Source organism: Rubellimicrobium rubrum, assembly GCF_006152115.1.
GTDB lineage: Bacteria > Pseudomonadota > Alphaproteobacteria > Rhodobacterales > Rhodobacteraceae > Rubellimicrobium > Rubellimicrobium rubrum.
The window spans coordinates 1-26802 of record NZ_VDFU01000038.1 but is presented as its reverse complement, the minus strand read 5'-3'; the positions used below and the strand labels follow the sequence as shown (position 1 = coordinate 26802).

Annotated in this window: 28 protein-coding genes; 11 read left to right on the top strand and 17 right to left on the bottom strand. The window is 63.5% G+C overall.

The window, feature by feature from the left end; all coding sequences use genetic code 11:
- Positions 1-746 (bottom strand): DUF8189 domain-containing protein (locus FHG66_RS19205; RefSeq protein WP_218013914.1); only part of this gene is annotated, 746 nt, incomplete at its 3' end.
- Between the two features lie 226 nt (positions 747-972).
- On the opposite strand from FHG66_RS19205, the gene FHG66_RS19200 reads away from it, so the two are divergent.
- On the top strand, positions 973-1524 hold the full coding sequence (locus FHG66_RS19200) for a TIGR02594 family protein (protein ID WP_139078667.1): 552 nt from the start codon (positions 973-975) through the stop codon (positions 1522-1524).
- Here the strand turns inward: FHG66_RS19200 and FHG66_RS23025 are convergent.
- Positions 1478-1834 carry a response regulator transcription factor gene (locus tag FHG66_RS23025; protein WP_139078666.1) on the bottom strand — a complete coding sequence of 119 codons (357 nt, stop codon included), beginning with the start codon at positions 1832-1834 and terminating at the stop codon, positions 1478-1480. The genes FHG66_RS19200 and FHG66_RS23025 overlap by 47 nt on opposite strands.
- A gap of 537 nt (positions 1835-2371) precedes the next feature.
- Here FHG66_RS23025 and FHG66_RS19190 point away from each other — a divergent pair.
- Positions 2372-3510, top strand: a protein-coding gene (locus FHG66_RS19190; protein WP_139078665.1) for an IS3 family transposase whose coding sequence is annotated in 2 segments (ribosomal slippage) — positions 2372-2627 and positions 2627-3510 — 1140 coding nt in all. Because the reading frame shifts where the segments join, the coding sequence is not laid out codon by codon here.
- An 83-nt stretch (positions 3511-3593) separates the two neighbouring features.
- Here the strand turns inward: FHG66_RS19190 and FHG66_RS19185 are convergent.
- The 6 genes from FHG66_RS19185 to FHG66_RS19165 form a co-directional block, all read right to left on the bottom strand.
- On the bottom strand, positions 3594-4076 hold the full coding sequence (locus FHG66_RS19185) for a hypothetical protein (RefSeq protein WP_139078664.1): 483 nt from the start codon (positions 4074-4076) through the stop codon (positions 3594-3596).
- Between the two features lie 224 nt (positions 4077-4300).
- The gene (locus FHG66_RS19180) at positions 4301-5182 is read right to left on the bottom strand and encodes a helix-turn-helix transcriptional regulator (RefSeq protein WP_176556345.1); all 882 of its coding nucleotides are present in this window, start codon (positions 5180-5182) and stop codon (positions 4301-4303) included.
- A 478-nt stretch (positions 5183-5660) separates the two neighbouring features.
- Positions 5661-5933 carry a helix-turn-helix domain-containing protein gene (locus FHG66_RS19175; RefSeq protein WP_281282973.1) on the bottom strand — a complete coding sequence of 91 codons (273 nt, stop codon included), beginning with the start codon at positions 5931-5933 and terminating at the stop codon, positions 5661-5663.
- Positions 5934-5984: 51 nt separating this feature from the next.
- Positions 5985-6161: a hypothetical protein gene (locus tag FHG66_RS21735; protein WP_176556344.1), complete on the bottom strand. Its 177-nt coding sequence runs from the start codon at positions 6159-6161 to the stop codon at positions 5985-5987.
- 58 nt (positions 6162-6219) lie between these two features.
- A complete protein-coding gene (locus tag FHG66_RS19170; RefSeq protein ID WP_139078661.1) occupies positions 6220-6558 on the bottom strand; it encodes a response regulator in 339 nt (112 codons plus the stop codon).
- 153 nt (positions 6559-6711) lie between these two features.
- Entirely contained in the window at positions 6712-7584 is an 873-nt protein-coding gene (locus FHG66_RS19165; RefSeq protein ID WP_425471765.1) for a recombinase family protein, read from the bottom strand.
- Positions 7585-7711: 127 nt separating this feature from the next.
- On the opposite strand from FHG66_RS19165, the gene FHG66_RS19160 reads away from it, so the two are divergent.
- Together FHG66_RS19160 and FHG66_RS19155 are read left to right on the top strand one after the other, a co-directional pair.
- Positions 7712-7960, top strand: a complete 249-nt coding sequence (locus FHG66_RS19160; RefSeq protein WP_139078660.1) for an AbrB/MazE/SpoVT family DNA-binding domain-containing protein — start codon at positions 7712-7714, stop codon at positions 7958-7960.
- On the top strand, positions 7953-8393 hold the full coding sequence (locus FHG66_RS19155; RefSeq protein WP_218013913.1) for a type II toxin-antitoxin system VapC family toxin: 441 nt from the start codon (positions 7953-7955) through the stop codon (positions 8391-8393). Before FHG66_RS19160 ends, FHG66_RS19155 begins: the two co-directional genes overlap by 8 nt.
- A gap of 98 nt (positions 8394-8491) precedes the next feature.
- Here the strand turns inward: FHG66_RS19155 and FHG66_RS19150 are convergent, their stop codons facing one another.
- Positions 8492-9127, bottom strand: a complete 636-nt coding sequence (locus tag FHG66_RS19150) for an FMN-dependent NADH-azoreductase (protein ID WP_139078659.1) — start codon at positions 9125-9127, stop codon at positions 8492-8494.
- Positions 9128-9256: 129 nt separating this feature from the next.
- On the opposite strand from FHG66_RS19150, the gene FHG66_RS19145 reads away from it, so the two are divergent.
- From FHG66_RS19145 to FHG66_RS19125, 5 genes are all read left to right on the top strand, one after another.
- On the top strand, positions 9257-10153 hold the full coding sequence (locus FHG66_RS19145; protein WP_139078658.1) for a LysR substrate-binding domain-containing protein: 897 nt from the start codon (positions 9257-9259) through the stop codon (positions 10151-10153).
- A 472-nt stretch (positions 10154-10625) separates the two neighbouring features.
- Positions 10626-11633 (top strand): ABC-three component system protein, encoded by a 1008-nt coding sequence (locus FHG66_RS19140; RefSeq protein WP_139078657.1) that lies wholly within the window; start codon positions 10626-10628, stop codon positions 11631-11633.
- Positions 11634-12131 carry an ABC-three component system middle component 2 gene (locus FHG66_RS19135; RefSeq protein WP_139078656.1) on the top strand — a complete coding sequence of 166 codons (498 nt, stop codon included), beginning with the start codon at positions 11634-11636 and terminating at the stop codon, positions 12129-12131.
- A gap of 2 nt (positions 12132-12133) precedes the next feature.
- Entirely contained in the window at positions 12134-13963 is a 1830-nt protein-coding gene (locus tag FHG66_RS19130; RefSeq protein ID WP_139078655.1) for a hypothetical protein, read from the top strand.
- 370 nt (positions 13964-14333) lie between these two features.
- A complete protein-coding gene (locus FHG66_RS19125) occupies positions 14334-15314 on the top strand; it encodes an HNH endonuclease (protein WP_139078654.1) in 981 nt (326 codons plus the stop codon).
- Positions 15315-15352: 38 nt separating this feature from the next.
- Here the strand turns inward: FHG66_RS19125 and FHG66_RS19120 are convergent, their stop codons facing one another.
- The 5 genes from FHG66_RS19120 to FHG66_RS19100 all read right to left on the bottom strand — a co-directional run bounded on the left by FHG66_RS19120 (position 15353) and on the right by FHG66_RS19100 (position 22422).
- Entirely contained in the window at positions 15353-16900 is a 1548-nt protein-coding gene (locus tag FHG66_RS19120) for an SNIPE associated domain-containing protein (RefSeq protein WP_139078653.1), read from the bottom strand.
- Positions 16901-17114: 214 nt separating this feature from the next.
- Positions 17115-18152 (bottom strand): hypothetical protein, encoded by a 1038-nt coding sequence (locus tag FHG66_RS19115; RefSeq protein WP_139078652.1) that lies wholly within the window; start codon positions 18150-18152, stop codon positions 17115-17117.
- Between the two features lie 439 nt (positions 18153-18591).
- Complete coding sequence (locus FHG66_RS19110; RefSeq protein WP_139078651.1) at positions 18592-19551, bottom strand: IS30 family transposase; 960 nt, start codon at positions 19549-19551, stop codon at positions 18592-18594.
- A 266-nt stretch (positions 19552-19817) separates the two neighbouring features.
- On the bottom strand, positions 19818-20822 hold the full coding sequence (locus FHG66_RS19105) for an RcgR family putative quorum lactone hydrolase (RefSeq protein WP_139078650.1): 1005 nt from the start codon (positions 20820-20822) through the stop codon (positions 19818-19820).
- Between the two features lies 1 nt (position 20823).
- On the bottom strand, positions 20824-22422 hold the full coding sequence (locus FHG66_RS19100; RefSeq protein WP_139078649.1) for an RcgA family putative transporter: 1599 nt from the start codon (positions 22420-22422) through the stop codon (positions 20824-20826).
- A 198-nt stretch (positions 22423-22620) separates the two neighbouring features.
- Here FHG66_RS19100 and FHG66_RS19095 point away from each other — a divergent pair, with 198 nt between their 5' ends.
- Positions 22621-22812, top strand: a complete 192-nt coding sequence (locus tag FHG66_RS19095) for a hypothetical protein (RefSeq protein ID WP_139078648.1) — start codon at positions 22621-22623, stop codon at positions 22810-22812.
- Between the two features lie 396 nt (positions 22813-23208).
- Here the strand turns inward: FHG66_RS19095 and FHG66_RS19090 are convergent, their stop codons facing one another.
- Both FHG66_RS19090 and FHG66_RS19085 read right to left on the bottom strand, forming a co-directional pair.
- Entirely contained in the window at positions 23209-23610 is a 402-nt protein-coding gene (locus tag FHG66_RS19090; RefSeq protein ID WP_246082685.1) for a helix-turn-helix domain-containing protein, read from the bottom strand.
- Positions 23607-23978: a type II toxin-antitoxin system RelE/ParE family toxin gene (locus FHG66_RS19085; RefSeq protein WP_139078647.1), complete on the bottom strand. Its 372-nt coding sequence runs from the start codon at positions 23976-23978 to the stop codon at positions 23607-23609. The genes FHG66_RS19090 and FHG66_RS19085 overlap by 4 nt, the downstream gene beginning before the upstream one ends.
- 717 nt (positions 23979-24695) lie before the next feature.
- Here FHG66_RS19085 and repC point away from each other — a divergent pair.
- Positions 24696-25934 (top strand): replication initiation protein RepC, encoded by a 1239-nt coding sequence (gene repC / locus FHG66_RS19080; protein WP_176556343.1) that lies wholly within the window; start codon positions 24696-24698, stop codon positions 25932-25934.
- A 108-nt stretch (positions 25935-26042) separates the two neighbouring features.
- On the opposite strand, the gene FHG66_RS19075 is transcribed toward repC, so the two are convergent.
- Complete coding sequence (locus FHG66_RS19075; protein WP_176556342.1) at positions 26043-26363, bottom strand: H-NS histone family protein; 321 nt, start codon at positions 26361-26363, stop codon at positions 26043-26045.
- Positions 26364-26802 lie beyond the last annotated feature (439 nt).

The window sequence follows — 26802 nt, the reverse complement described above, 5'->3', positions numbered from 1 at the left end:
TGCCAGAGCTGGCCGTCGGTGCCGCGCACGAACACATGCTCGTGGCCCTGGCCCATGCTGGAGGCGGCCGGTGTGGAGGTCAGGTCGCCGTCGAGGCGCTCCCAGTCGTGCCAGCCTCCGTCGTAGTAGGCCCGCTGCCAGAGTGTGCCGTCGCCACCGCGTACGTAGACGTTGCAGACTGTCGGGTTGCGCGAGACCACGGTGGCCGCGCCTTCGAAGCCAGCCGAGGGAGCCCCAAGCGCGTTCCAGTTGGACCAGCCCGGCCACGTGCTGCCGACCGGCTCGGGAGGGGAGCCTGAAAGCGCTTGCGACATCTGACCGAGTGAGTACCCGGCCGCCAGCTTGGTGCCGAACAGGCCGAGTAGATAGTCGACAACCCCCAGCCACGTGCCGTTCAGGAGCCGCTCCGAGTTCTGGATCATCTCCTTGATCTCCGACGAGTTCAGCTCCTTGTATCCGGTCGCTGCGGCGAGGAACGGCGCCACCGCTGACCAAATCTGGGCCCAGCCGCCCTCTTCGACTCGGCGGTTCACCCCGGTAACCACTCGGTTCGTTAGTGTGATGTCGAAGTAGACCTGGTCATCGGGTCGGTGCGAGAGATGGTGTGAGATCTGGCCATGGGCGCGTGTGGACGCGCCCTCTGACACGATCTCCATTGGCTTGATGTTGAACTCGTGGCCGTGGATTTTCAGCTTCTTGCGCTCGGGCCCTTCGAACGCCGCTTGCAGAGCCGCCTCAACGGACATCGCGTCACCTCCAACATGATGTGCTCAGAATAGGTGGCCGGCTGGTCACCGGCCGTCGTCGGGTCAAAATGCCCTCGCTTTAGGGCCACGACGTCATGCCATTGCATGATGCGCCGGTTCGACCTGTCGTGCTGCAGCTGGTCCTGTCTCCGTAGCCAAGCTCGTGCCCTCCAAGGTGAAGGGCTGGCCCGCAGAGATTCGTTCGAAGACGTGGAGGACCACAGACATGCCGCAGACGAACGCCTATGCTTGGCTCGGGCAGGAGCCCGCGCCGCGCATGCTGGTGCAAGCCGTGCGCCTGCTCGGAACGCTGGAAACGCCAGGCACCCGCGACAACCCCACCATCCTGTCCTGGGCCGACGAGGTCGGCGGCGCCGTCGAGGACGTCTACAAGGCTGACTCGATCCCCTGGTGCGGCCTGTTCATGGCCGTGGTCGCGAAGCGGGCCGGGCGCGAGCCGCCCCGCGATCCCTTATGGGCGCTGAACTGGGGCACCTTCGGCGTGGCCGTCCCCGACCGCCCCATGCTGGGCGACACGCTGGTCTTCGTGCGTCGCACGCCCGAGGGCCGGCGCGCCGGGCACGTCGCCCTCTACGTGGGCGAGGACGAGGAGGCGTTCCACTGCCTGGGCGGCAACCAGTCCGACCGCGTCTGCGTGACCCGCATGTCCCGCTCGCGTCTCTACGCCGCGCGGCGGCCGGCTTACCGGCAGCGGCCTCAGAACGTGCGTTTCATCGCACTCGCGCGTGCCGGGGCGCTCTCCTCCAGCGAGGCGTAAGGTTCGTTGTGTCGTTGGTGTGCCAAGGAGCCGAAGGCTGCCTATCTCCGGTTTCCTTTCCGGACTGCCAGCGAGCCTCCTCGGGACCTTGCAGAAGCAACGATACCAGAGCCGCCCGGCTGTGTGTGTCCGTCTTCTCCAGCGCATGTTGCAGGTGCGTGCGCACCGTGGTTGGCGAGACGCCTAGCTCGCGTGCAAGCGCCTTTGATCCCGTGCCGCGCCTAGCTAGAAGCAGCGCCACGCCAGCTTCGGCAGGAGTGAGGCCCCAGCGAGCTTGGAGGGCGTCCGCCGAAAGCACGGGCGAGGTCATGGCTGGACCTGCCGGGACGACGTCGATCAGTACGAGCGACAGCGCACCGCCAAACGCGCTCTCGCCACCGAAGGGCAGCACCTCGACAGCAAGGCTCGGGGCCCCTGGGCTTGTGCCTGGCAGGCGACCGCTAATCCTCTCTAAGGCCGCCCGCCCCCCTGCGCCCGTGGTATGTGCAAGGAGGCGAGAGAATTCGGTCTGTGCCGCAGCCGGAGCACGGGGCGCGGCGACAAGCGCGCCGCCCCGTGACCGTGCGATCGGAGACCCGTGAGCCGTGAGAACCGCCTCGGCGCTGGCGCTGGCGAAGAGCACGCGTCCGCAGCCGTCCACCAGGAGCACCGCCCGTGGAGCCAATCGGTCGAGGGCAGCCGCGAGCGCATCGCGCTCGATCAGCGTGGCCCGAAGCCGTACCCCGGCCGAGACGGCCCGGTGAACATGCGGCAGCAGTGTTTAGAGCTGGCTCGGGGAATCTGAACAGGGGCGTTGAGTGGATCATCCGCGCGACATCGGCATGATGGCCGAGAGCGAGGAGAGACCATGACGAGACGACCGCGACGGAACCACAGCCCGGCTTTCAAGGCCAAGGTGGCGCTGGCGGCCATCAAGGGCGAGAGGACGCTGGCTGAGTTGGCGCAGCAGTTTGATGTTCACCCCAACCAGATCACGCAGTGGCGCTCGCAGCTTCTGGAAGGGGCCTCGGGCGTCTTCGGTACTGCCGCTGCCCCCGAGCCGGCCCCGGCAGTGGACGTAAAGACCCTGCATGCGAAGATCGGCGAGCTGACGCTCGAGAACGATTTTTTGTCCGTCGCGCTCGGCAAGGCGGGTCTGTTGCCGAGCGCAAAGCGATGATCGACCGTGACCATGAACTCAGCGTCAGCCGCCAGGCCAAGGCGCTGGGGATCAGCCGAGGCAGCATCTACTACCTGCTGCGGCCGGTGTCGGATGCCGATCTGAAGCTGATGCGCCGGATCGACGAGCTCCATCTCGAGTATCCGTTCGCGGGCAGCCGGATGCTGAAGGGCCTGTTGCAAGCGGAGGGTCACCAGGTAGGCCGACTGCACGTTTCGACGCTGATGAAGCGGATGGGCCTTGAGGCGCTGTATCGCCGTCCGAACACCTCCAAACCCGCGCCGGGGCACAAGATCTACCCCTATCTGCTGCGGAACCTGGCGGTGGTCCGCCCTAACCAGGTCTGGGCCATGGACATCACCACCATTCCCATGGCGCGCGGCTTTGTCTACTTGGCCGCCGTGGTCGACTGGTTCAGCCGCAAGGTCCTGGCCTGGAAGCTGTCGATCACGCTGTCTGCGGACTTCTGCATCGAGGCTCTGGAAGAAGCACTCGCCCGTCATGGTCGGCCGGACATCTTCAACACCGACCAGGGCAGCCAGTTCACCAGCGCCGAGTTCATCAAGGTGCTCAAGGCGGCCGAGATCGCCATCAGCATGGACGGCAAGGGCGCTTGGCGTGACAACGTCTTCGTCGAGCGGCTCTGGCGAACGGTGAAGTACGAGGAGGTCTACCTGCGAGCCTACGCCAGCGTCTCCGAGGCACGGGCCTCGATCGGGCGCTACTTCGGCTTCTACAACGGCCGGCGACCCCATTCGTCGTTCGGCGGGCAGACGCCGGACCAAGTGTATGCGAACCAGCCGACGCCAATCCCGGTGGCGGCGTAACCAAGGCGGAGATCCACTTAACGGAAGCCCGGACGCTGTTCAGACAAACCGAGCCACCTCATTTCGATACGTTCGCGGTCGCCTTAGTCGAAGAATTCGATTGTTGGGCCGCGAACAAGGGCGAAGAGCCCCCATCTTTCATCTTGGATGGAGGTGCCGTGGGTGATGAAGCCGAACATCGTGTCCGCCATGCCCTGTGGGCGGCACCATTCCTGATAGAACTCCGTCTGCACGTGCGCTGGGAGGTCCATGATCTCCCGTGCGATCACGGCCTTGTTGGGGCCGCAAACGCCAAAGGCTCGCGGAACCACGGGATCCAGAGCGCCGTAGCGCTCGGCGTAGGATCGGGGCCAAACGGGGTCGACCCGCGCGGTGATGGAGGTCCCTGGACCCCAGGATGCACCATCTGCCATGGGCACAAGGTAGGCAGCGTCGGCACTGAAGGCATCTGCGGCGCGCTGAAGAGCGCCTTCCCAGGCTCCAGGCTCGTTGTCGGCCGCAGCGGCGTAGAACCCGTGGGCAAGACTTGTAAGCGTGGCTTCATCGGGTGGTTGGCAGTGGCGCATGAAAGACGCTCCCATTGGCGCACATCGTCACAACTACGGCTCAAGCCTCTTCCACTTGCGACCGCGCACGGTCGAGGTAGGTGCCTTCAGTTCCTGACCGCTCCACGAGTCGATCGGTTGACCCTGGCAGAAGACTTTGCTCGGCTCGGCAGCCAAATGTTTTTCTCCACGCTTGATCGTCGCGTCTGTGCGCTTCGCAGGGCCCACGCCAGATCCGGCCCACCTCAAACAGGACCGTGCAAGAGCAGCGCCACCAGGGCCGCTCGGCTGTGCGTGTCCGTCTTCTCCAGCACCCGTTGCAGATGCGTGCGCACCGTGGTGGGCGAGACGCCCAACTCGCGCGCCAGCATCTTCGACCCCGTGCCGCGCTTGGCCAATAGCAGCGCTGTTCGGGCCTCGGCGGGGGTCAGATCCCAGCGGGCTTGCAGAGCCTTGATCGTGAGAGGGGGATCCTGCGGCGGCTCCTGCGCTCGGTCGATCATCACGAGGACCAAGGTGGACCCAAAGGGTCGTGCATCTGCAAAGGGCAGCACCTCAAGAACGATGGATCTGGCCGTCAGGTTCTCGACAGGGATATGAACGGTGCCGCCCTCGGCAGACTGGCCATCCTTGCCTGCGGCACGCGCGAGCAGGCGGACCAGGTCGGCACGAACGGCACTTGGCGCGCGCGCTGAGACCGTGAGCGTGCCGTCCCTCGTCCGTCCGATCGGGGCGTCAGATCTCGCGAGGAGGGTCTCCGCCGCAGCGTTGGCAAAGACGACGCGCCCTTGAGCATTCACAAGCAAGGCTCCGCGTGGAGCCAGTCGGTCGAGCGCAGCTGCAAGAGCGTCCCGCTCGGACATCGCGGAACCAAGTTGCAGGCCTGCGGAAACGGCTCGCCGCACATGAGGCAGCAAGGCCTCAAGGCGCTGCTGTTCGCCTTGATCAAACACGTCCGACCGGGAGTCACGAACCAGCATCAGGACGCCCCAACCTCGATGCTTAGCCGGCCGGTCGGGTAGAAAGAAACCGAAGGCACCGGTGTTCATGCCCTGAGGACGGGCCCAATCCTGGTAGAACTCGGTTCGTTCGAAGTCCCGTCGGTCCAGGATCTGTCGATCGAGCATGGCTCGATCGGGACCCCGCATCCGGAAAGCCAAAGGCAGCAAGGGATCGAGAGCGCCGTAGTACTCTATATAGCTTTGGGCCCATTCGGGTTCAGCTCTGACGAAGATAGGTCGCACCGATCCCCAGGATGCCCCTCCCTCGCACGGCTGGAGGAACGCCCTGCTTGCCCCGAAGGCGTCGGCTATTTCGCCAAGGGCCGTCTCCCATTGCTCCGGCCGACCGTCGAGGGCCGCGGTATAAAGGCCGTTGGCCAGAGCTTCCAGGGAGGCTGACGTCAGATGTCGGCAGTGCGGCATGGGATGAGCTCCCGACCGGACATTGGAATAGCAAACTCTTACATCAGGTTGCATCGTCAGGGAAGCTATTCACCTTAGAGTGTGCAACCAACGTACGCGACGGCGGTCGGGCCAATGGCTACGAGGACCAGCATAGTCCGCCATTGATCATTCCTTGGCCGTGCTCCCCAGGCCTGATCCACTACTCCGTCACTTCGATGCTCGGCAGGAAGCGGTACACCGAGGACCGAGTAATCCCGAGCCGCTTGGCGATGGCCGAGGGGCTGAGCCGCTCATCCAAGTGCAGCCGGCGTACCTCCTCGGGGTCGATCCGGGGCTTGCGTCCCGTGTAGACGCCCCTCTGCTTGGCCGCCGCGATCCCTTCCATCTGCCGCTCACGACGCAAGTTGGTCTCGAACTCGGCAAAGACGCCTAGCATGTCGAGGGAAGCTTTGCGGACCGTTTGGCCACTCAGAAAGCCTGCCGGGCGGCGATCTCCGCCTGACCTCCAGAGCTTGGGCGCTGATCAGTAGTAGGGAAGGAGCGGATCCAGGTAGGCCAGCGCTCCGAAGAGCAGAAGGCCTACAACGGCCACGAGCATCAGAAGTGACCAGATGCGCTTCCTGCTAGACCGGGAAGCGATGAACGCCAGCAGCAGGAGGACACCACTGGCACACTGCAGGGCCACGAAAGCCCAGGTCATGGCGCCTTCCTCTATTCATCCTCCAGCCTTGCGGAGCCCCGGGAGGCAGATCCTGCCGCTACTCCAGCTGTCGGACAGCAATCTCCAGTTCACACTCATGGACAGGCTTCGTGACGACAGCTTTGGCAGGACTGCCGGCCGGAACAGATCCCGCGTCGCTCGACACGATCACCGTAGGAATTCCCTGCTCGGCCAAGGCATCGACCAAGCTCAGACCGGTCGGTCCGTCCGCCAAGTTGAGGTTAGTCAGGACCAGATCAGGCGGGCTCTCGGCGCAGCGCTCCAGGCAGTCGCAGGCGCTGTTGACGGTGCCCTCGACCGTGTGCCCTTGGGCACTCAGCATCGCCTCCAGATCCAGGGCGATGAGCTTGTGATCCTCGCAGATCAGGATGTTCATCCCGCGCGCCTCTCAGACTGACCCAAGGGGAACTGGCCACGGAGTGCCAAGGTTGCTGGGCATCTCGTATGTTACACCAATGCAGGCGAGTTCTTGCTGCCGGGGTCGGCTGCGGACTGTCCTTCACAGCTGCCGCCAGACCACGGCGTTCGATCAGGCCTTGGCCGGAGCGGTCCAGCCCACCCGCTTGAGGGTGTCGAGCAACGTCGAGCGCGGCACCTTGAAACTCCGACATACCGACGCCTTGCTCGCGCCGCCGTCGAGCGCGGCCGTGATCTGCTCGATCTGCTCAGCCGTGAGCGTCGGCGGGCGGCCACCACGCCGGCCGCGGCGCTTGGCTGCCGCGAGGCCGGCGATCACGCGCTCACGGGTCAACGCTCGCTCGTACTGGGCGAGCGCGCCGAAAATCGAGAACAGCAGCTCTCCGTGAGGGGTAGCTGTGTCCATCTGTTCCGTCAGCGAGCGGAATGCTACGCCCCGTGACTTCAGGTCGGTGACGATCTCCAGCAGGTGCGGAAGCGAACGGCCGAGCCTGTCCAGTTTCCACACCACAAGGGTGTCGCCCTGCTTCAGGTACTCGAGGCACACCCTCAATCCTGGTCGGTCGTCGCGAGCACCAGACGCTTTGTCGTGGTGAAGATGTCGGTCGTCGACCCCTGCTGCGATCAGCGCATCGCGCTGAAGGTCGACCGACTGGCGGTCATCAGCGGACGAGACGCGCATGTAGCCGACCAGCATGTACGGAAAACCTCTCATCGCGAGTACCCACGCAGCATAGCAAACCGACAGGGTTTGTCGCGCAGAAAACACCGGATCCGGGAGGAGGCGGGAGGCAGCCTGTCCAAGGGTGACGGCAAACAGGTGTTTGCCGTCACCCGGATCAACTTGCCGGTCACTGAAACCGGCCGTTTTCTGAGTAGGGGTGAGAAGGTGCCAACGATTTGCCGGAGCAGATGGAACGGCGCTGACCGACAGGAGCAGTTCACGGATGACGGGCCGTTCGAGATCAGACTGGACAAAATGCACTATGGATCGCCTCCCGAGACATACGCCAGATCAGACCTGATCAACTCGCAGAACCCAAAGTCCTGATTGGGACCGAAGGCGCAAACGTGATAGACCATGCTGAATTGATTATCTGGAGCACCGAGCCATGCCATCGCAGCGGGTCAAGATCGTGGAAGGGGGCAAGCTGGTGATCCCGGCTGCCTTCCGACGAGAGATGGGCATTGCCCCGGGCGATACCGTCGTGGTCGAGCTGGACGCAGGCGAGCTCCGGGTGCGTTCGCTGTCTTCTGCCATTCGGCAGGTGCAGGCCCGGATGCGGGAGCTCAACCCCGAGGGGCGGCTCCTGTCCGATGAGCTGATCGCAGACAAGCGGGCGGAGGCGGCTCGTGAGTGACGTGATCGGAGCCGAGACGACTGACGTGACCAGACCAGGCGGGCAGGGCGCTTACGTCCTGGACGCCTCCGCGCTCCTCTGCCTCATCAACGGCGAGCCAGGCTCGGACCGAGTGGCGGCCGTGCTGCCCCAAGCGGTCATCTCCGCCGTGAACCTGGCCGAGGTCGCCACCAAGCTGAACGAACTTGGGGCCGACGCGGACACCGCTCGCGCCCTTCTCGCGCCGCTCCACCTGGTCGTGGTGCCCTTTGACGAGGTCGTGGCCTTTGCCACGGGCGCGTTGCAGACCGCGACACGGGGCCAGGGCCTGTCCTTGGGCGACCGCGCCTGCCTAGCCTTAGGCGCGAGCCGGGGCGCCACGGTTCTGAGCACGGACGAGGCCTGGACGGGCGTGGCTGACCGCGCCGGAGTGGCCGTGGAGATGCTCCGCTGAGCGGTCTCCGGTCTCGACGACATGCGACGGGTCGCCTTTGGCGACCCTGATACGTCCGCAACCCTCGTCGTCCACCCGATGGAAGCGGGCCGTGAGCGTTACGCGGCGAGCAGTTGGATCCGCAAGCGGTCGATCTGCTCCTGCGCCGAAACCATCGCCTGTTCCACCGCTTGTGGCCCCATGCTGGTGCCCTCGGCGCGGACGATCTCCACTTCGGTGATGCCCCAGAAGCCGAGCACGCCTAGCAGGTAAGCCTCCTGATGGTCGACCATGGCCTCCATCGGCGTGCCGGCATACATCCCGCCCCGCGAGGAGGCGATCACGACGCGCTTGCCCCCAGCCAGGCCCACTGGGCCTGTTTCGGTGTACTTGAAGGTGCGGCCCGCTTGGGAGAGGCGGTCGATCCAGGCTTTCAGTTGCGTGGGCAGGCTGAAGTTGTACATGGGCGCCCCGATCACGACGGTGTCGGCGGCCAGGAACTCTTCCAGCAGTTCCTCGGAGAGTGCGACCTGCGCCCGCTCCTCTTCGCTCAGGCCGGTCAGGTCGCCCGAGCGCATGGCCATCATCACGCGCCCGGTGAGGTGGGCGGGCGGCGCATCGGCCAGATCGCGAGAGGCGACCTGCGTCTGCGGGTGGTCCTGCTGCAAGGCGTCCACGATTGCGGCGGTGAGCTTGCGCGAGGTCGAGACGTCGCCGAGCACGCTGGAGTCGATGTGAAGGAGCGTCTGAGTCATTGGGGATCTCCGGGCTAACCCAAGGGGTCGTCGTTGCTGTCCCGGTGAATATACAGGCCGAACAATGTTGCCTTTAGTGAGCCTCAGTGAGCATGTGTGTTCCATTCATGGGACGATGATGCGACGGCTATGCAGGACCTCAATGACCTTTATCTCTTTGCCAAGGTAGTGGAGCACAGGGGCTTCTCGCCCGCAGGCCGAGCGCTCGGCATTCCCAAGTCCACCCTGAGCCGGCGCGTGTCTCTGCTGGAGGAAAGGCTTGGGGTGCGTCTCCTTCAGCGCTCGACCCGTCGCTTCACCGTCACGGAAGTCGGACAGGACTACTACCAGCACTGCCTGGCCATGGTGGCCGAGGCCGAGGCGGCGCAGGAAGCGGTCGACCGCGTTCAGGCTGAGCCCCGCGGGCTCATCCGGGTGAGTTGCCCCATACCGCTCAGCCTGACCACCGTGGCCCCCCTGGTGGCGCGGTTTCTCGCGCAGCATCCGGGTGTGCGCATCCACTATGAGGTGACGGGCCGGCGGGTGGACGTGATCGAGGAAGGGTTTGACGTGGCAATCCGGGTCCGTCCGCCACCCCTGGAGAACTCGGATCTGGTCATGAAGGTATTGGGTGAGAGTGTCTCAGTGCTGGTCGGAAGCCCTGTGCTGCTCAACCGGCTGGGTCGCCCCCAGTCGCCCTCCGACCTTTCGCGCTTTGAGAGCCTTGGCATGATCCTGACCGTCGGCGAGCACGCCTGGCGGCTGACTGGGCCGGATGGGACGGTGCAGGACGTGCCTCACCAGCCGCGCCTGACCACCGATGATATGGAAACCTTGCGCCAAGCCGCGCTGGAGGGTGTCGGCATCGTGCAGTTGCCGGACTACATCGTCGCGCACGACATCGCCGACGGAGGGCTGGAGGTGCTGCTGCCCGACTGGTCGGCCGCGAGAGGCATTACTCATGCCGTGTTTCCGTCCCGGCGTGGCCTCCTGCCCGCCGTGCGCCACTTCATCGACTTCCTCGCGGACGAGATGCGGGATACCTGATGAACTGCTCCCGCTTGCCTCTCACAGGCTTGCCTGCGTGGAGCGTCTTAGGCCTGCAATCACCCAACCAAGTACCCCTAATGACAGCAGCCGTGAGCTGGGATGTCAGGAATACGAACGTTTGTTGGACAAACAAATAGAAGAAGCAGGGTTGAAGAGTGGCAACTGCTGCCCACGGCCACCGATCAACGTTAGCTGTGCGTCGGAGTGGGGCGATCTCGAGCGGCCGGTGGTGCTATCTCCAGCAAGTAGTCAATGCTGCGACAGCGACACGGACGAGTCTGCGGTTTGTTCAGCGGTGGTGGATGCCTCCCCTGGCGCTTGTTGGAGCTGTCGAGGACCACGCTCAGACGTCGCCGGAAGCTGCCTGTGTCGAGTGGCAGGCATCCTGCAAACAGCCAGCCCTTCACAGGGAGACGCTAGCTGAGTATTCGTGACCGGCCCACCTGCAGCCGAGAGGACGTGACGCTCTTTGAACCTTGCTCCGATCGTTAAATTGATCCGTGCCTACGATGCGACCGAATGGGAAATTTTTATATCTGAATGGCAGAAGGGACTGTCAGGTTATGCTTCGGTCAAACGGCTCGGTGGGGCCGGGGATCTCGGCCGCGACGTGATCGGGTTGGTCAACGCCGATGCATGCCAAGGCGTTTGGGACAACTATCAGTGCAAGCACTATGAGGTGCCGCTCGCAACTCCGAAGGCCTGCGAGGATGCCGGAAAAATTATTTACCATGCCTTCCGAGGGCAATTTACTCCCCCGCGCAAGTGCTCTTTCGTGGCGCCGCGCGGGCCGACGACCGAGCTTCGCGACCTTCTGCTAAATCCTGACAAGTTCAAAGCCGAGGTGATTGCGACTTGGGACACGCGCGTAGCGGGACGTGTAGTTGCCGGTGAAAGGCACGTCCTTGTCGGAGCGCTGAAGGTGTATGTGGAGGCATACGACTTCACAAGTTTCTCCTATGCGACCATCGATGAGATCTTGGATGATCATCGTAAGACAACCTATTGGGCTTCACGGTTTGGCGGCGCATTGCCACCCGCGCCCGGTGGGGTCACGCCCAGTGCGATCGCCCCTAGTGAAGCTGTATATGTCGACAAGTTGCTCGAGGTGTATTCGGAGCAGGCGGGCAACGTTATAACGTGCGTGGCGGATTTGAATGCACACGACCAATGGAGAGACGATCTGCAAAAGCAGCGTGTCCGATTTTACGATGCCGAAGCGTTTATGGCGCACTATCGCGATCAGACTGAGCCAGGCACGATCGAAGATTTCGCCGAACAGATACACGATGCGATTGAGCCCGCCATCGCCGCAGAGTCCGTCGCATTTTCGAGGCTTACAGCAGCGCTTACCGCCGCTGCACAAACTACGCCAGCAAGTATTCTCACACCCAGTGCCAAAGTGCGCGTCAAGCAAGGGGTCTGCCATCAACTCGCAAACAACGACCCCCCCTACCGCGTCTGTTGGAAAGCTTAGATGGCATCAGCGGATCGTAGGCGGCTCAAACCGCGCATCTTCAATACCGCCTTTGAGAGCGGGCTGCGGTCGCTGATCCTGCTGACAGCTTGTTTTCCTGTGCGCCTTGGTTTGCGTCGCCTTGTCGTCCTTGATTATCTCGTAGTCCATAGTGGAGACCTCGACGGACCCGAGAGTTTGCATCCTCAAGAGAGTTCACGGTCTGCGGAGTTGTTCGTGCGGCGCGGCTTGGTAGATGCCGGTTTGTCGCTGATGGGCACGCGCGGCCTCGTCACCCGACTCGCCACTGCCGAGGGCTTTCGGTTCCAAGCAGGAGAAGAGGCCGGCACTTTTGTTGATCTGCTACGCAGCGACTACACCGTTGCTTTGAAGGCACGTGCCGATTGGCTGACCAAAGAGGTCGTCCCGCTATCTGACGGTGAGATCAATGATCTCGTGCGCAACCGGCTGAACCGTTGGGACGCTGAATTCCAGAGCGACCCAGGCGCGGGCAAATAAAGATGCAGCTTCGTTTTCTCTTGGTAACCGGCCCAAATAGCCCGCCTGCGTCCGTGGATTTCGGCCCAGGTCTGAATGTGGTTTACGGTGGATCAAACACCGGCAAGTCACACATCATGCGGCTTATCGATTTTGTACTCGGCGCGAAAAATCCGCCTGAACCAATTGCCGAGCAAGCTGGGTACGACCTTATCCATCTTGGCGTCCTATTCGACGACGGCGCGGAGAAGACCTTAGTGCGTGCGCTGCAGGGCGGAAACATAAAGGTCATCGACGGGTTGACCCGGGCTCGGCCAGCGCAGGCTCAAGGTACGTCAGTGTCGGCGCAACATAGCGCACAGATCTCTCTCTCGCGAATGCTGCTGGCGCAAGTTGGTGCGAAGGATGCACGTGTTCGCACAGATGCATCGGGCAAGACTCGTGATCTCAGTTTCAGAGACCTCCAGCGTCTTGCGTTGGTAAGCGAAACTAAAATTCAGGATGTTTCGTCTCCTGTACTCTCCGGCCAGTTTGTCACTAAAACTGCCGAGACCTCGGTTTTCAAATACATGATCACCGGCGTCGATGACTCTGCCTTAGACGTCGCGAAGCCTGACTCAGAACAACATTTGCGCCGAGCTGTGCAACTCGAACTGCTCGACCAACAGATCCGGGATGCAGAACACGAAGTTGCCGAAGCTGATCAGGATAATGAAGAGCTCCTGAAACTTGATCGCGAGCTCGACGCTGAACTCAGCAGATCGTTTGTCGTGCAAGAGAGCGCTGAAGTCAGCTACCGCGAATTAACTTTTAATCGGCTGCAAATGCGCCGAGAACATGAAGCGATCCAAGATCGGCTGAGCGAGATCGATACACTAACCGCACGTTTCAATCTTCTTGCGGAACACTATAATTCCGATGAAGCACGCCTTGCTTCGATCGTCGAAGCTGGACACTTCTTCACTCTTGAGGATGCAGTTGATTGTCCCATCTGCGGCGCGTCTCCGGAGCATCATCGCGCTGAGAAGGCATGCGAAGGCGATGTAGGCGAAATTATTCTTGCAGCCGAAGCAGAGATCACCGAACTTCGAGAACGAGCAGTTGAACTGCAGCTTACTATTAGCGGCTTAAGAGTGGAACGCGACGAATTAGCAGCTAGAGCACGCGAGCTTCTGCTGCGCCTGAATGGACTGCAGGCCGATATTCTTCACGAAGTTCCGACAGTCCAGACAATCCGTTCTGTAACGAGCCAAGTCATCGCGAAGAAGCTTAGCATTCAGAAAAGCTTGGAACTCGTTCGTCGTCGGGATAATTTGGTGGCACAAAGGGCTGAACTGGGCGTCAGTCCTGGCTATGACAGCAGTACGATCGTGGCGCAGCAGCAATTGGACGGTGCGACGTTAGATGCCTTTAGTCAGGTCGTCGAAGCAGAGCTTCAGTCATGGGATTTTCCCGAGGCGAAACGGGTCTTCTTCGAACTTCCGAAGTTGGATATATCTGTCGCCGGGAAGTCGCGCGCGGCGAACGGCAAGGGCGTGCGTGCGCTACTGCATGGTGCTTTCGACATTGGACTGATGAAGTTCTGCAAGAACCTTGGCCGTTCCCACCCTGGATTCCTGATCTTAGACTCTCTGTTCATTACCTACAAGGATCCGTCAGACGCTGGCGATAGTGCGATCGCGGGCACCCCGCTTAAAGACAGAGCATTTCGCGCTTTCGCGACTCTCCCGAACGACCTTCAGCTCATTATTCTAGAGAATGTGGATGTACCCGACTGGCTGGAGGGGCAGCCTCAAGTAACTCATTTCACAGGTAGCGCCGCGATCGGCCGGGCCGGCCTTTTTCCGAAGTAACGGTAATGACAACTGAGTAGCTGCTGACGCGAGTGAGCGGCTGGAAGTCGGTCCATCTGATTGTGGTTTTTCCCGGACGTTCGTTATCTATCCCATGATGGCCGTTTTGCCATACGTGCGCGACTTTTTGGGATGGCAGAAGGTCTTCTCAGTCAGCGCCACTCTTCCCGCGCTGCAATGCCGTTAGTTGGCTTCCTGCTATGTTGCTTCATTAGCTTCATTCAGAAAGAGTTCTGCCGATCAACGGCGCACGTCTGGTGGCGTGTGTACAAAACAGTGATCTCGGAACATGCTCCGTCACCTCGAAGTGGGCGGGTCAGCGCCAGTAAGGCCCTCTTGCACGATGCTCATTCCGTGAGGATGTTCGGGCATGCTCCGGATCTTCGTCGGCGTCACGCACAAGCCCTGGTTCGACTTCTTGGCTGGGATCGCCCCCGACGAGGTGAACTTCTGGCAACCCTCCGGCTCGGGGGAGTTCCGGGCGCTGCGCCCGGGCGACCTCTTCCTATTCAAGCTCAAGGCGCCATGGAACGCGATCGCGGGCGGGGGCGTGTTCGCCCATGCAAGCCTCGCGCCCCTGTCGCTGGCTTGGGAGGCATTCGGTCAGAAGAACGGCAACCCCGACGCGGGCTCAATGCGCCGCACCATCGCGCAGCTCCGCCGCGCGGCACCTCTGAGCGAGCGCGAGGATCCGGTTATCGGCTGCCGCATTCTGACTCAGCCCTTCTTCTGGCCTGAAGAGCTCTGGCTGCCAGAGCCCGCGAGCTTTGCGGCCAATACGGTGGCGGGAAAGGGGTACAGCACTGACAATGCGGACGGCTTGGCGCTCTGGGAGGCAGTGCGGGAGAGACTGGCCCTTACCACCAATCTAGAAGCTGAGGGACCTGCTTTCCCCGTTGGTCCCGGCCTGCGCGACCCGGCTGCGCCCTTCGTTCCTGATCCGACTGGCCCGCGCTACGGCGCACCTGCCTCTCTGCAACGGCGGCTAGGGCAGGGGGCCTTCCGCCTCGCTGTGACGGATGGCTACGGCCGGCGCTGCGCGGTCTCGGGCGAGCGCACGCTCCCGATCCTCGACGCCGCGCATGTGCGCCCCTATGCGGAGGGAGGCGGGCACGAAGTGTCGAACGGCCTCCTGCTCCGGACCGACATCCACCGCCTCTTCGACTTGGGGTATGTCACCGTCACTGAGAAGGGCCACTTCGCGGTGAGTGCCCGCCTCAAGTCCGACTTCGACAACGGCGTCCACTACTACGCCATGCAGGGGAAGGACCTGCGAGCACCCGAGCGAGGATTTGCGCCGCCCGCGCCCGAGGCGCTCCGGTGGCACAGGGAAAACAGGTACCTGGGCTAGCGACACTCCCCGAAACCCGAGCGACATGTAGGCCCTGACTACAGCGACGCTGGAAAGGCGAGAGCTGGGTTAGCTTGGGTCGCCAGGGCTGCGTTTCGCATGGCCAGCGTTTCCTGGTACTCCTGCGCCTCAATATCGCTGAAGAATGACGCCTCCGGCGCCAGCCGCCGCACGGCACTCTCCACGTCGCTGATGGAGGCGCGGAAGAACTCCTTGCGCAGGTTCTTCGCGTTCACCCGACCCGCTGCGAATTCCACGTGGAGGGCACGCTCCAGCGCCGGCGCGTTGTCGCTGTAGATGACGGCGTGGGTGTCGAACAGGAACGGCACGCTGGCGTCCCCGAGTTCCCGGATCCGGTCCGCCGGATCGAGCCGCCGCGTGAGCCCGATCTTCACCATGTCGGGCCCGAAGGAGCCCACGTTGGAGATGACGTAGACGTACCCGGTCTTCGTCATCTCGGCCATGGCCTGAGCTCGCTCCGTCTTTGCATGCGCCTCGGCCAGGTCGCGCTCAAGCGCCTCGATCTGGGCAGCGTAGGCGTCGAGCTTAGGCCCGACGGCGCCCTCGGCCTCCTTCCGGGCCTTGGCCAAGAGCTTGAAGTAGCGACTCTCCTCCGCCTCAGCCTGCTCAAGGTCGCGCTGGAGCTTGGCCTCCTCTCGGGCCGCCCGTGCCATCTCGGCGCGCTCTTCCTTTTCGGCCTTCTGCTTCTCCCGGTACTCGTGGGTGAGCCGCAGCTCCTCGAGCTTGAGCTGGAAGTAGGTGTGGGTGATGACAACCTGGTTCGAGGCGTTCATGGCGTCGATCTGCGACCGTGCCGTCTCGATGCGCTTCTCAATAGCCTTGGCATTGTTCCACCGCACGTTGGCAATGGCCGCCTCGCATTCGTTGTTGAAGGCCCGAAGGGTGAGCCGGACGGCGCGGTCGCTCATGGTCTTGCCCTTGGCCTTGCTGCCGTCGACGGTCCACTCAATCTGGCAGACGACGGCATTCTTGGCGCTGACCTTCTGCTTCTGCTGCGCACGAACCCTTTCGATCGCGGCCTTGTACTGGTCGGAGTCATCGAAATCGAAGTGGGGCTCGTAGACGCCCATCTCAGCAAAAGCCAAGCGCTCGTCGAAGATGGCCACCTGCGCCAGCAGGCCATCGTACACCTTTCGCTTCTGCGCGTAGAGGTCCTGAAGCTCGGCCAGGTTGCTCTGCATGGCCTTGCCCTGAGCCTCGATGCTGGCCAGATCGCGGGCGGCTCTCTCCCGAGCGTGGGCAACCTCGGCCTCAGCCTGCGCCTGTTCCTCGGCCGCTTTGGACCGAACGGCGGCGATCTCCTGCTCGATGTCGACCACCGCAGAGAAGCGCTGCTCGACGGAGGCCCGGGCTGCATGAGCTTCTCGGGTGGCAGCCTCGGCTTTGGCCAGCTGATCCCTGAGATGCGCAGCCTCGTCGGCCCTCTGCCGTACGTCCCGGGCGAGTTCGTCGGCTCGCTGCGTGCTGGCCCGACTCCGTCCAGCGACAACTAAGAGCAGGATGAATAGAAGTGCGGCCGCGGCCGCGAGAGCGAGAACAGGCGGCGTCAGGTCGGCGGCGGTCATGGTACACCCTTACTCGTGACATTACCTGTGTGGCTGACCACAGGCCCGAATGCCTAGCGGGAAAACCAGTCCTGTTAAGGGGCCGGGACCCTGGCCTACCACTCGGTACGACGGCTGAGGCTGTTGCGCCGGCCGCATTGGTTCACCCGCGCTCAAAGGCGAATGTCGGGTGTCGTCCGACGGTTATGGCTGATCAGGTTGATTAGAGTTTTAGTCATCGCACAGTCGATAGCGCGTACATGTAGGCCATCGGGTGCTTTGCCATGGTCTCGCGCTGGCTGCGGTCGAATTTCAGCCCGTCGCCGAGGAAGTCGCCAATCGTTTTCGCCACCTCCCTCATTTCCGACCCGACCGCCGCTGCCACCCCGGCAGCGATTGCAGTAGGAACGTCCAGGGTGCCGGCCAAGACTGATGCTCCCGCAACGATTGTCGTGACAATCACTGGCTTCAGAACCAAGTCCGTCCTTCCGCTGCCAAGCTCGCGGCGTAGGTCTTTGAGATCGGCCGCCATCCGCGCGCGGAATTGCCGGTTCAGCTCATCGCGCTCGAACTGATCGGCGGCTTGGCCAAGCATCGTGATCTGCGCCTGCACCATATCGGCGTAGTTGTGGCGCATCTTTGTGTAGTCGCTTCCGCGGCGTTCGCGCTGCTCCCGCCGCCTAAGCGCTATTAAGTTCTCGATCGGAATACTTGACGCGTCAATGAGGTTGAGCGTGATTGGCACTACGTCGGCCTCGGTGCCCGGACGCTGGCTGCCGCTCCCGATCAGCCCGTAAGCCATCAAGCGATCGGTGACCCTCGCGAACTGCGATCCGGCGCACGCGTCAGCAAGCTTCGCCATGACGAGTAGGCCGCCCTCTTGGGTGAACGGGTAGTCGCCGTTCGGCAGACGGCCGCCGGTCATCTTATGGCGGAGCATCAGGTCCCAAGTCTCGGTCGAGAACTTCTGTGGCCAGACCTCATAGGGGTCCTCGGGTTGATCGACCCTGCCAACGAAGTAGAGATCAGGCGGCAGACCCGCCTGCAGCGTTGTCTCGATCGCCGTGTGAGCTCGGCTCTTCTGCGCCGCGCTTGGCACGAGCGGCTTCCCGATCAATTCCCAAGCTTCGGCCATATCCCGACGGCCGTGATAGTCTGGCGAATAACGTTCGTCGGGAACGATCGTATGCAACTGATCCCAGAGCAGCAGCGAGGACTGCATAAGCGGCCGACTGTGCACCTGCGTTCTTGGGTAATAGATGGCCGACCGCATCTTTTTCCTCTCCTCAACACGCCCGTGCGAGAGCAATCACGACGCTCAGGGTTCAGCGCCACAGTAGCAGTGACGCCGACCTGAGGGGAGTGAGATGACCAAGAAAGAAGAAGCTCTACGACGACTTCGCTACGGCGCCGCGCTCGTCCACTTCCTTCGCTCAGACATTGCTGCAGTGTAAGAACTTGTGCGCCAATCGTGATTTCTTGTCGGCTTCCCGAACCCAGGGCGCCCAAGCATTTGGGCTGTGTAGAGGTTCTGCGCTCAGCCGGGGTGAAGCTCGCTGTCTTTGTACCTTCGCTACGCAGGTGGAGGGCTTGTAACCCGCACAATCCACGGCTGCGGGTTCCACCCGAACTGCGACAGGTGCGGCCTGAGGCTACCGTCACCACGACCCGCTGGCCAGTAGCTCCTGACGGAACGCCTCGACCGGCGTTCGCTAGCCCAGGCACTTGCGGAGAGTGCCGTTGAGGCGGTCGCAGATCGACCTCATGGATCGATCGGCGAGCGTCAGCAGCACGGTGTCCGCCGGGAAATAGCGGCGCACCCGTCGGTTCATGTTCTCGACGCTACCTTTCTGCCAAGGCGCCTGGGGATCACAGAACCAGGCCTTTGCGCCCATGCCGGCCTCGAGCTCACGCCAGGAGACAAACTCCAGGCCGCGGTCGAACGTAAGGCTTTGCCGGGCCGCTTGGGGCAGGGGCGAGAGCAGGTCGATGAGCCGCCCCATGAGCGACTTGGAGCGGCGGTCGTTGTTGCGGAAGAGAACGGTAAAGCGGCTCTTGCGCTCGACCACGGTCGCGATGTTGGCCGGCCCGTGCTCCTTGCGAAAGATCATCAGGTCCGCTTCCCAGTGCCCGAACTCCTCGCGGGCGTTGACCGCCTCAGGGCGGTGATGGATACGAGCCGCTTCCGGAAACACGAGGCTTCTTGGACTCCTTGCAAATCGGGGCCGGCGCTTGCGACGCCGTTCCGGCAGGTGGCGGGCCAGCTCCTGGCTTTGACCCTCAGCCGAGTACACGAAGCGGGTGATCGTATCGTGGCAGAGCCGATGCTGTGACTGGCTCCCGGGTTCGACCTTGAGGCGGCCCGCGATCTGCTCGGGCGACCAGCCGTCCTTGAGGCGCTCGACAACCGCAGCACAGAGCTGTGGATGGCGCAGAAGCTTGCAGGAGGAGCGGCGTCGACCAACTGCCAGCTGCTGAGCCGTCACCGGCCAGTAACCCTCGGCCTGCGGCACCTCGGCGTCGTGCCAGAAGTTGCGCTTCAGCTCGCGGTAAATCGTCGAGCGGTGTCGGCCAAGTCGACAGGCGATCTCATCGACAGCAATCTTCTGCTCTCGCAGACGCGCCAGCTGCCGGCGCTCCTCCAAGCTCAGGTGAACGAACGAGCAGGGCATGGCATCCTCCAGGTAACCCCTTGGATCTACATACCTGTCGCAGTTCGAAATAGAATGTGCCGCGCCTACAGATCAAAGTCGCATAACCGAAATTATGTCAATAAGACTGTCATACTTATCTGCAAGCCTATGATGTCGCTACTTTCTTGATGCCTTGGCGCTGGAATGACCCTAAGGCTCCGTAAAATGCAAGCGGCTTCCGATGAGCATGGGAGGTCCCTCGAGCGAGGTGCAGCGGGACCTATGGCCCTGTTGCGCGTGTCGACTTATGGGTCGCGCTTCAGGAACCGCGAAGCGTTCAGGCCGGTCCGAAGGATGTACGGTGGCAGCGACAGCGAATAATGCCCACAGTCCAGCCGCAGCACCTCCAGCTGCGCGTCCTCACTCGTCAGCTTCGCGATTAGCCGTTCCGATAGCTCGGGCCGGACCACCGTGTCCCGCTTGGCCAGCACAATCTGTAAAGCGAGCCCCGGCCGGACTAGTCTCCCGGCAGAGTTCTCGAGGTCGAGCGGACCCCAGGCCCTGCGGAGTTCGACCAAGTCGATCCGACCCTCGAGGCTGGCGCGGATGTGGCGCGTGGCCCGTCCGGTCCACACCATGTCCGCAAGGCTTCCCGCCGTCAGAAACAGCGCGGCCCGCCCGACCCTCGGGTCGTGTGCCGCGATCAGGCCCGCAACCCACGATCCAAGGCTCATCCCGAGGACGGAAACCCTCTCGTAGCCGGCCTTCCTCAAGATCCCGATCAGCCTCTGCCCGTCCAGGACCGCCTGCCGCATCGACTGGAGCGTGCGACCTAGGCTCGGGCCGAGCATGTAGTCGGCGTGCGGGGCGCCGGGACGGCTCCGCTCCAAGTGGTAAGGCATGGCGATCTCGACCACCGTGATCCCCTGCCAGGCGAAGAAGCGGGCGAGTTGCGGGTTGCGACGGCTCGCGTTCCAATGGTGAAAGACCACGAGCGCGTGATCGCGCGATCGGGCCTCCGTCACCTTGGCCCAGACGGTGTTGTTCTCTTCGACGTCGGTCAGCAGGCTCGACGGGAACCTGATCCACCCGTCTTCCCAACGAACCTCAATCCCCGTCTCGCCCGGATCGAAGAACGCGGGGTCCGCTTTAGCCCGATCGGCCAGAGCGCAGAACTCGGCGACACTTGCCACGGGCTCCGCGCCAGGGAACGCAAGGCTCGCATCGAGCGCAAGGCCAGTGGCCACTTTCGTGGCGTCGCCGCCCTGTGCTCGACGCTCGTCCCATCGATCTAGCCAATCGTGGTACACGTTATTGCTCTCCAAATTGGCCGGGCGACCGCGTCCCGAAGCCCGGGTCGAACAGACCGTAGGTCGCGACGAGGACGGCGGCGACGAGCAGGATCGAGAAGCCGGTGAACGCGTCGATAAGAAGGTAGCTGGCCGCCAGCAGCATCACGACGGCGGTCATCCTCCCCAGCGGCGCGTCGAGACGCCGTCCGCCGCCCACTCGGACGAAACCATGGAAGAAGACGACGCAGGTTGCCGACGCGGTCAGCAGGCTTGTGAAATGCGTGGGCATGCTGAACGCGCCCCGGCTGATCGTAGGACCGGCCCCAGGCAGGACCGACTGCGCATCATTAACCAGCCAAAACCATATGCTTTCGGCGTTTGTGGTGACGTAGGAACTCTGGAGCTTCATGCAGACAGCGACCAGCAGCCCGCAGATGGTGCAGCAAAAGGTTCCTTGCATGACCTTGAGGCCGATCTTGGTGCCTGCGTGCGGGGGATCCACCCCTGCCTGACCTCCCGCGGCCTTCTCGAGCTCCCAATAATCGTGGGCCATCGTGTAGAGCAGGATGAGACCGGCGAAGAGCAGATAGAAGCACAGGCACATGTACAGGTAAGCCAGACCCGTGAAGGTCGCGGCCTGTGGCACGGAGAGGAGGTCGGGGCGGACGATGGCCAGCGACCCCCAGTCGATGGCGTACTCGTCGCCGCCCCGAAGTAATGGGATCAAGCGGATGCCGACCCATTGAACAACGCCGGCGAACCCCAAGCAGATCAGGAAGACCGCCCAATACGTGGCAGATGACGCCTCGACCTTGCGTATCCAGCCGGCATCGCTTTCGGCCCTGTCACCTCCTGCAAGGAGGCCTGGACGGCCCTCACTCTTCCAGAAGACCAATACTTCGATCACGAATGCGAAGAAGAGCGGCAGGAAGACCATGAAAAGGAAGGTCCAGTTCGGGGCCCAAAGGAACCCGACCTGCTTGCTGATCCCGTCGGGACGAGCGTACGTGACGCTGTGAATCCCGAGGAAGTAGGACAGGAAACCGAGCGCAACGGCCCCGGCAAAAACTGTGGCCGGGAGGTCCAGAGGGGATCCGCGGGTGAAGAGCGCCTCAGACCTTCGCGCAAGGCTCAAGCGCCCTACCGCCGCCACCTGTTCCTGACTGTCAGGCGTCGGCACCGGCGCGGGTGCCGAGCCGTCGGCCGCCGGCGGGGCTTCGTCCTCGTCCGACACTTGGCCGTTCGACTCTTCCGGCTTGCCCCTCAGTCGCCTCCGCGTCGTCAGACGGGTCTGCGCGGCGCTCAGCGCCGCCTGCCACGCGCTGGTGGCTTCCGGGTCGTCGCATCCGAAGATCCGGGCCAGCCATCGGATGTTGTCCGCGCTGACGCCCTTGTCGTTGTCTTGGAACCAGAGCTGGACCGTCCGTAGATCGACGCCCGCCCGGTTCGCCTCGATCTGGCTGATCGCCTCTGCCAGCAGATTTGGCGTCCACGGACCTTGGGGGAACCCTTCCTCGTCCACGGGTCGGCCCCCGCCGGCCGCCGCCACTCGCTTGAACAGGGCCTTAAAGTCCTCGTCGCCCTCCGGGGGGACGAAATATTTTCCATTTCTGATCAATGTTCTGCGGCTCTCCGTTTCGTCCTGTTTCGCGTCTCTTCGCAGCATTCCGTGACCTAGCCGCCGATCAGGGCGCATCCACCGCAAGGAAGGACCTTCGGCGCAGACGCAGGCCGCGTCCGCCGCCGCTAGCAACGGGGTCGGAGTCCCTGGGAGCGCCGCGTTGCGACGCCATCCTCGGCACCAGCGAGAGACACTATGACAAAGCAGCCGCGTAAGTACGCCACCGCCGTTCAGACCCTCATCGACCCCGACACCGGACGGACGCTGGGGTGGATCTACCGATGGGACAACGGCGAGACCTCCCGGATGTCCGTGCACGACCTCCCGCCCGGTCTCCTCGATCGCGGTGGTGAGAGATCCCCGCCGACGCGCGGACAGCCCTTGTAAGCCAGCGGAGTGGAGCAAGGTCTCCGCCGGCCGATAGGTCACAATGCACGGTGGACTGGCCACATCCCTGTCGGCCGTCATGAGCTGGAGCAAGCAGTGGCTCCCGAGTAGAGCCTGGAGCCCTTCGTGGCGCTCGAATTGCGTGGTCAGGGGCTCGGCCAGAAGGACCGCAAGGCCTCAGGCGCCAACCGGCTCCAACAGGAAGCCATGGAAGCCGGCTCGGCACTCCACACGTAGCTCCCCTGCCCTGCCGGGACTCGGCCGGACCAAAGCGGCCGGCCGCCTCAGCCAAAGCCTCGTGCATCATGGACCCATGCGGCGCTGCGGACCTCGACCCGACCCTGAGGCTTTGGGTTCAGCACGGGTCCAGATGGTTCAATCAGGCGGAGGCTGGGCTCACGTTCGCGCGGAGGCTTTCTTCCCGTTCGTGCCAGAGGCTGTGCGAGTGCCCCGCTTGGCGACCTGAGACGGACCAGCCGAAGACACGTCGCCGAGATGGCGCAGGTGGAGCGGCGGATGCGACGGGAGCCGCACGACCAAGTCTAGTTGACCCCCGACCGCCTCGACGTATGCCCGCAAGGTCGACAGATACAGGTCCGCCTGTTTCTCGATCTTGGAGACGGAGGGCTGCTTGATCCTGAGAGCGGAGGCCACATCGGCCTGCGCCTTGCCCACCATGCGGCGGAGCTCGCCCAGGCCCTCGACCTCGTCCTTGAGCTCCTGAAACCGGGCGTCGATCCGCTCGCGGCGCTCCTCCGGGAGCGTGCTCATGACCTCGTTGAGTGTGCGGCCCATCATTGTCTCTCCTTCTTCGCCGCCGCGAGGCGGTCCAGGTGCGCCTGATAGCGCTTGTCGGCCTTGGCGATCAGCGCCTTGTAGAAGCGCTTCTCGCCACCGCCCGACTTGTCGCCGGCGACCAGCAGGATCGCCGTCCTCTCCGGGTCGAACGCGAAGGCCACACGCCAGACTCCGTCCTCGGCGTCGAAGCGGAGCTCCTTCATGTTCGCGAACGATGACGCGTTCAGCGTGTCGGCGTGCGGACGGCCCAGTTGAGGCCCGAAGGTGCCAAGAAGCTTGGCAGTGGCGAGCAGCTCGTCTTGTACGGCTGGCGCCAAGTCCTCGAACTCCCGATCGAACTCGTCGCCGAACGCGACACTCCACGACATATATAGCTCCAAAGCTATGTTGGGTCAACGCACCCTGATGCGGGTCGCTGCGCACGATGGCGCTCGCTGGTCCTACCAGGGGAACTGGCGACACCGCCAGCCGCGTGGACCCCGAGAGTGCTCCTTCGCCCAGGCTGTCAGATCGCCTGCGATGTCGCGAGCGGTCTGGCAAGGCCGTCGAAGATTGATCCGCTGACTTAGGGACTGCTGCTGAGCGGGCGTGGCTCGACTTCAGACGCAGGATTGGCCGTAGCGAGGCCAACGAATGGGCTCTTGGCGACGCCCGTGGCCCCAACGCCCCCCTACACAATCAGAGGTGGACAGAACGGGTTTCTGCAATGATATACTCTTGCAGAGTCGCGTCGTTTTCTTGGCCAAGAGACGCGCGCCAACTCATGCCGAGGGGTCCCCGGACCGCTCGGTTCCGGTAACGAATGTTTGTGACTCGCCGTTGCGCCGTGTAACCGTGCGGCACCAACAACAGGACTCAGAGCAGGAGGTCCAACACCCGACACCCCCAGAACGCAAAACCCCCGCGAGGTGGGCACCTCAACGGGGGGGATGCTAGAGCCAAGGGACGCCAATCCCTCACGGCCACCGTGTTTCAGGTCCGGTTCTAGCACCTCCTCCCATCGAAGCAAGCAAAAAGCGCATCCGTGCGAACGGACGAGTTTTGCCCGGTGTCGCCTCGCTCCAACCCATTTGGACCCGAGGACCATGCTCCGACTTGCCAGCCCCGTTCCGGGCACAGCGACCCGTCCCGTGCTGCCGTCCGGCTGCACCCGCAGTGACGTGGAACGCCTTCTGCCCGTCATCCGCCGCGCTTTTCGCCTCTCGGAGGCCTGCGCGTTCACCCTCCTGGCCTTTATCCAGGCCACCCGCCCGTCGGACTGGACGGATCCCGCGCGGGATCCCGTCTGCCATGCCATGCAGACCGCCATGGCGCAGCGCTTGGGCCTCACTCCGCGCGCCGTGCGCTACCACGAGACCACGCTCGAGCGGGCCGGTCTTCTCGCCAAGACCACCGCTGCCGACGGCAGCCGCGGCTCCTTCGCCGGCGGCCAGGTCGTGCAGGGGCTGAGCCTCGCGCCCCTGGTGCAGCGCATGCCGGAACTTCTCGCGCTTGCGGCCCAAGAGGACGCCGAGCGGCAGCGCCTCCTGGGCCTGCGTCGGCAGTGTTCGGCCGCGCGCCGCGTCCTGAAGGGCGCGCTGCAGCGTCTCCTCGAGAGCGCGCCCAAGGCGATCCGGACGACGGAGGTCCTCGGCTTCTACGCCGAACTTCCTCGGCGCTACGACGGACTGGCCGTGACGGATCTCGAGGCCCTGCTCGCGAGCCTCGACGAGGCTGTGGAGAACTGCCTCAGCGCCTCCGAAATGCGCCATGAGTCTTCCGGCGTGCCGGAACCGGGCTTCCGCCTACCGATTCAAGTTACAAAGGAAGATAACTCTGTCTCTTGTATCGGCTCCTCCGACAAGAATCGGCCAGCCGGTAAGCCGGCTGACACTCAACTGGCCGCGGCGCCTACGGGCGCGGAAGAAAGCAAAGAACCACAGGCTCGCGACTTCCAACGCGGGCACAAGCCCCATTGGCTGGAGAGTTTCACGCCCCGGAAGCTCTACGCCGCCTGCTCCGAGGACATGCGGATGTACCTCGACGCGGTGAAGGGCCAGCGCGTGCTGCCCAACGAGCTCGACATGGTCCGGGCGGCCATTCTGATCCTGCCGGACCTCGGCATTAACCCCAGCGCTTGGGATGAGGCCGCCGAGGCCATGGGAGACCTTGCTGCCGCCCTGGCGGTCCTCGTCATCGACGCCCGGCGGTTCGATCCCGTGCGTCCCATCCGCAGCCCCGGCGGTGCCCTGCGGGCCTTTGCGCGCCTGGCCATGACCGGAAAGCTGAATTTGGCGGGCAGCCTGATCGGTCTGGTGGAGCGCGAGCAGGCGAGATCGGAATGACGCCGCTTCCTACGCAGAGATCCCGGGCAGGGCCGAGACGGGGCCAACCTCCCCGTGCCAATTAGGCCCGGACAGGCCACGGCCCTGGGATGCTCCCAGAGAGCCCGGTCACTCCGTCCGGATCAGCATGTCCTCGGGCGAGAGGCCAGCTTGCAAGGCCTCCGTGAACCAAGAAGGCGCGCGGCCTCGGCCCGACCAGACGTTGGCCGCATTGGACGGATCCCGGTACTTGGCCGGAACCTTGGTGCCAGCCAAGACGGAGGGACGGGATGGTTTGAGATCCTGGAGAGAAAAGCCCCATTTCGCGAGAGCGGCGTCGCCGCCCGAATTCAGGCGCTCCGGACCGACATCGATCGCCGGTTCGACCATCGTCTTCACGCGCTTCAGCTCGGGCGCCGAACGGGACGACAAAGGGGGTCTGTGCGGCATTGGTGGCCTTTCTGGCTGGGCTCGGCGTAAGCGCATCCGAAGCGAAGTCTAGGAATGTGACCCTGACCCGGCAAGAACTGACGGCCCTGCCTCTTCGCACAGGATCGTTGCAAGATCTGCCCAGAGTGACGCGGTTCCGGATTTGGCGGGATGGATCGCCCGAGCATCCCAGGCTGTCTCGATCCATCATCCCGCGTTGTGTGCGTTCGGTCTTAGGTCTTTCATCATCCACTTTCTATCACGTGCTTCCTGGTGCTCCTGACCTCCGGCGTGGTGAGGCGTCGCCCCTGAGCGGGGCCGGGCTCTAGGCCCGTCCGGCCAGGGTCCGGCCAGCCCCGGAGCCGCGCGGAGAGGCGCGTCTCCGCCCCTGCGGGTGACATGGTGTAACAGCTGCCGCCCGCCTGGCGCATGGTCGTCCTGGCGGCACGGCCGCCGGTCC

Excerpts from the sequence above, each read along its gene's own strand:
- FHG66_RS23025 (WP_139078666.1), bottom strand. The coding sequence starts at position 1,834 with ATGACCTCGCCCGTGCTTTCGGCGGACGCCCTCCAAGCTCGCTGGGGC.
- FHG66_RS19125 (WP_139078654.1), top strand. The coding sequence starts at position 14,334 with ATGCTCCGGATCTTCGTCGGCGTCACGCACAAGCCCTGGTTCGACTTC.
- repC (WP_176556343.1), top strand. The coding sequence starts at position 24,696 with ATGCTCCGACTTGCCAGCCCCGTTCCGGGCACAGCGACCCGTCCCGTG.
- FHG66_RS19110 (WP_139078651.1), bottom strand. The coding sequence starts at position 19,551 with ATGCCCTGCTCGTTCGTTCACCTGAGCTTGGAGGAGCGCCGGCAGCTG.
- FHG66_RS19095 (WP_139078648.1), top strand. The coding sequence starts at position 22,621 with ATGACAAAGCAGCCGCGTAAGTACGCCACCGCCGTTCAGACCCTCATC.
- FHG66_RS19200 (WP_139078667.1), top strand. The coding sequence starts at position 973 with ATGCCGCAGACGAACGCCTATGCTTGGCTCGGGCAGGAGCCCGCGCCG.
- FHG66_RS19135 (WP_139078656.1), top strand. The coding sequence starts at position 11,634 with ATGGCATCAGCGGATCGTAGGCGGCTCAAACCGCGCATCTTCAATACC.
- FHG66_RS19145 (WP_139078658.1), top strand. The coding sequence starts at position 9,257 with ATGCAGGACCTCAATGACCTTTATCTCTTTGCCAAGGTAGTGGAGCAC.
- FHG66_RS19075 (WP_176556342.1), bottom strand. The coding sequence starts at position 26,363 with ATGCCGCACAGACCCCCTTTGTCGTCCCGTTCGGCGCCCGAGCTGAAG.
- FHG66_RS19130 (WP_139078655.1), top strand. The coding sequence starts at position 12,134 with ATGCAGCTTCGTTTTCTCTTGGTAACCGGCCCAAATAGCCCGCCTGCG.
- FHG66_RS21735 (WP_176556344.1), bottom strand. The coding sequence starts at position 6,161 with ATGACCTGGGCTTTCGTGGCCCTGCAGTGTGCCAGTGGTGTCCTCCTG.
- FHG66_RS19170 (WP_139078661.1), bottom strand. The coding sequence starts at position 6,558 with ATGAACATCCTGATCTGCGAGGATCACAAGCTCATCGCCCTGGATCTG.
- FHG66_RS19120 (WP_139078653.1), bottom strand. The coding sequence starts at position 16,900 with ATGACCGCCGCCGACCTGACGCCGCCTGTTCTCGCTCTCGCGGCCGCG.
- FHG66_RS19115 (WP_139078652.1), bottom strand. The coding sequence starts at position 18,152 with ATGCGGTCGGCCATCTATTACCCAAGAACGCAGGTGCACAGTCGGCCG.
- FHG66_RS19090 (WP_246082685.1), bottom strand. The coding sequence starts at position 23,610 with ATGATGGGCCGCACACTCAACGAGGTCATGAGCACGCTCCCGGAGGAG.
- FHG66_RS19185 (WP_139078664.1), bottom strand. The coding sequence starts at position 4,076 with ATGCGCCACTGCCAACCACCCGATGAAGCCACGCTTACAAGTCTTGCC.
- FHG66_RS19180 (WP_176556345.1), bottom strand. The coding sequence starts at position 5,182 with ATGCTCGATCGACAGATCCTGGACCGACGGGACTTCGAACGAACCGAG.
- FHG66_RS19160 (WP_139078660.1), top strand. The coding sequence starts at position 7,712 with ATGCCATCGCAGCGGGTCAAGATCGTGGAAGGGGGCAAGCTGGTGATC.
- FHG66_RS19085 (WP_139078647.1), bottom strand. The coding sequence starts at position 23,978 with ATGTCGTGGAGTGTCGCGTTCGGCGACGAGTTCGATCGGGAGTTCGAG.
- FHG66_RS19150 (WP_139078659.1), bottom strand. The coding sequence starts at position 9,127 with ATGACTCAGACGCTCCTTCACATCGACTCCAGCGTGCTCGGCGACGTC.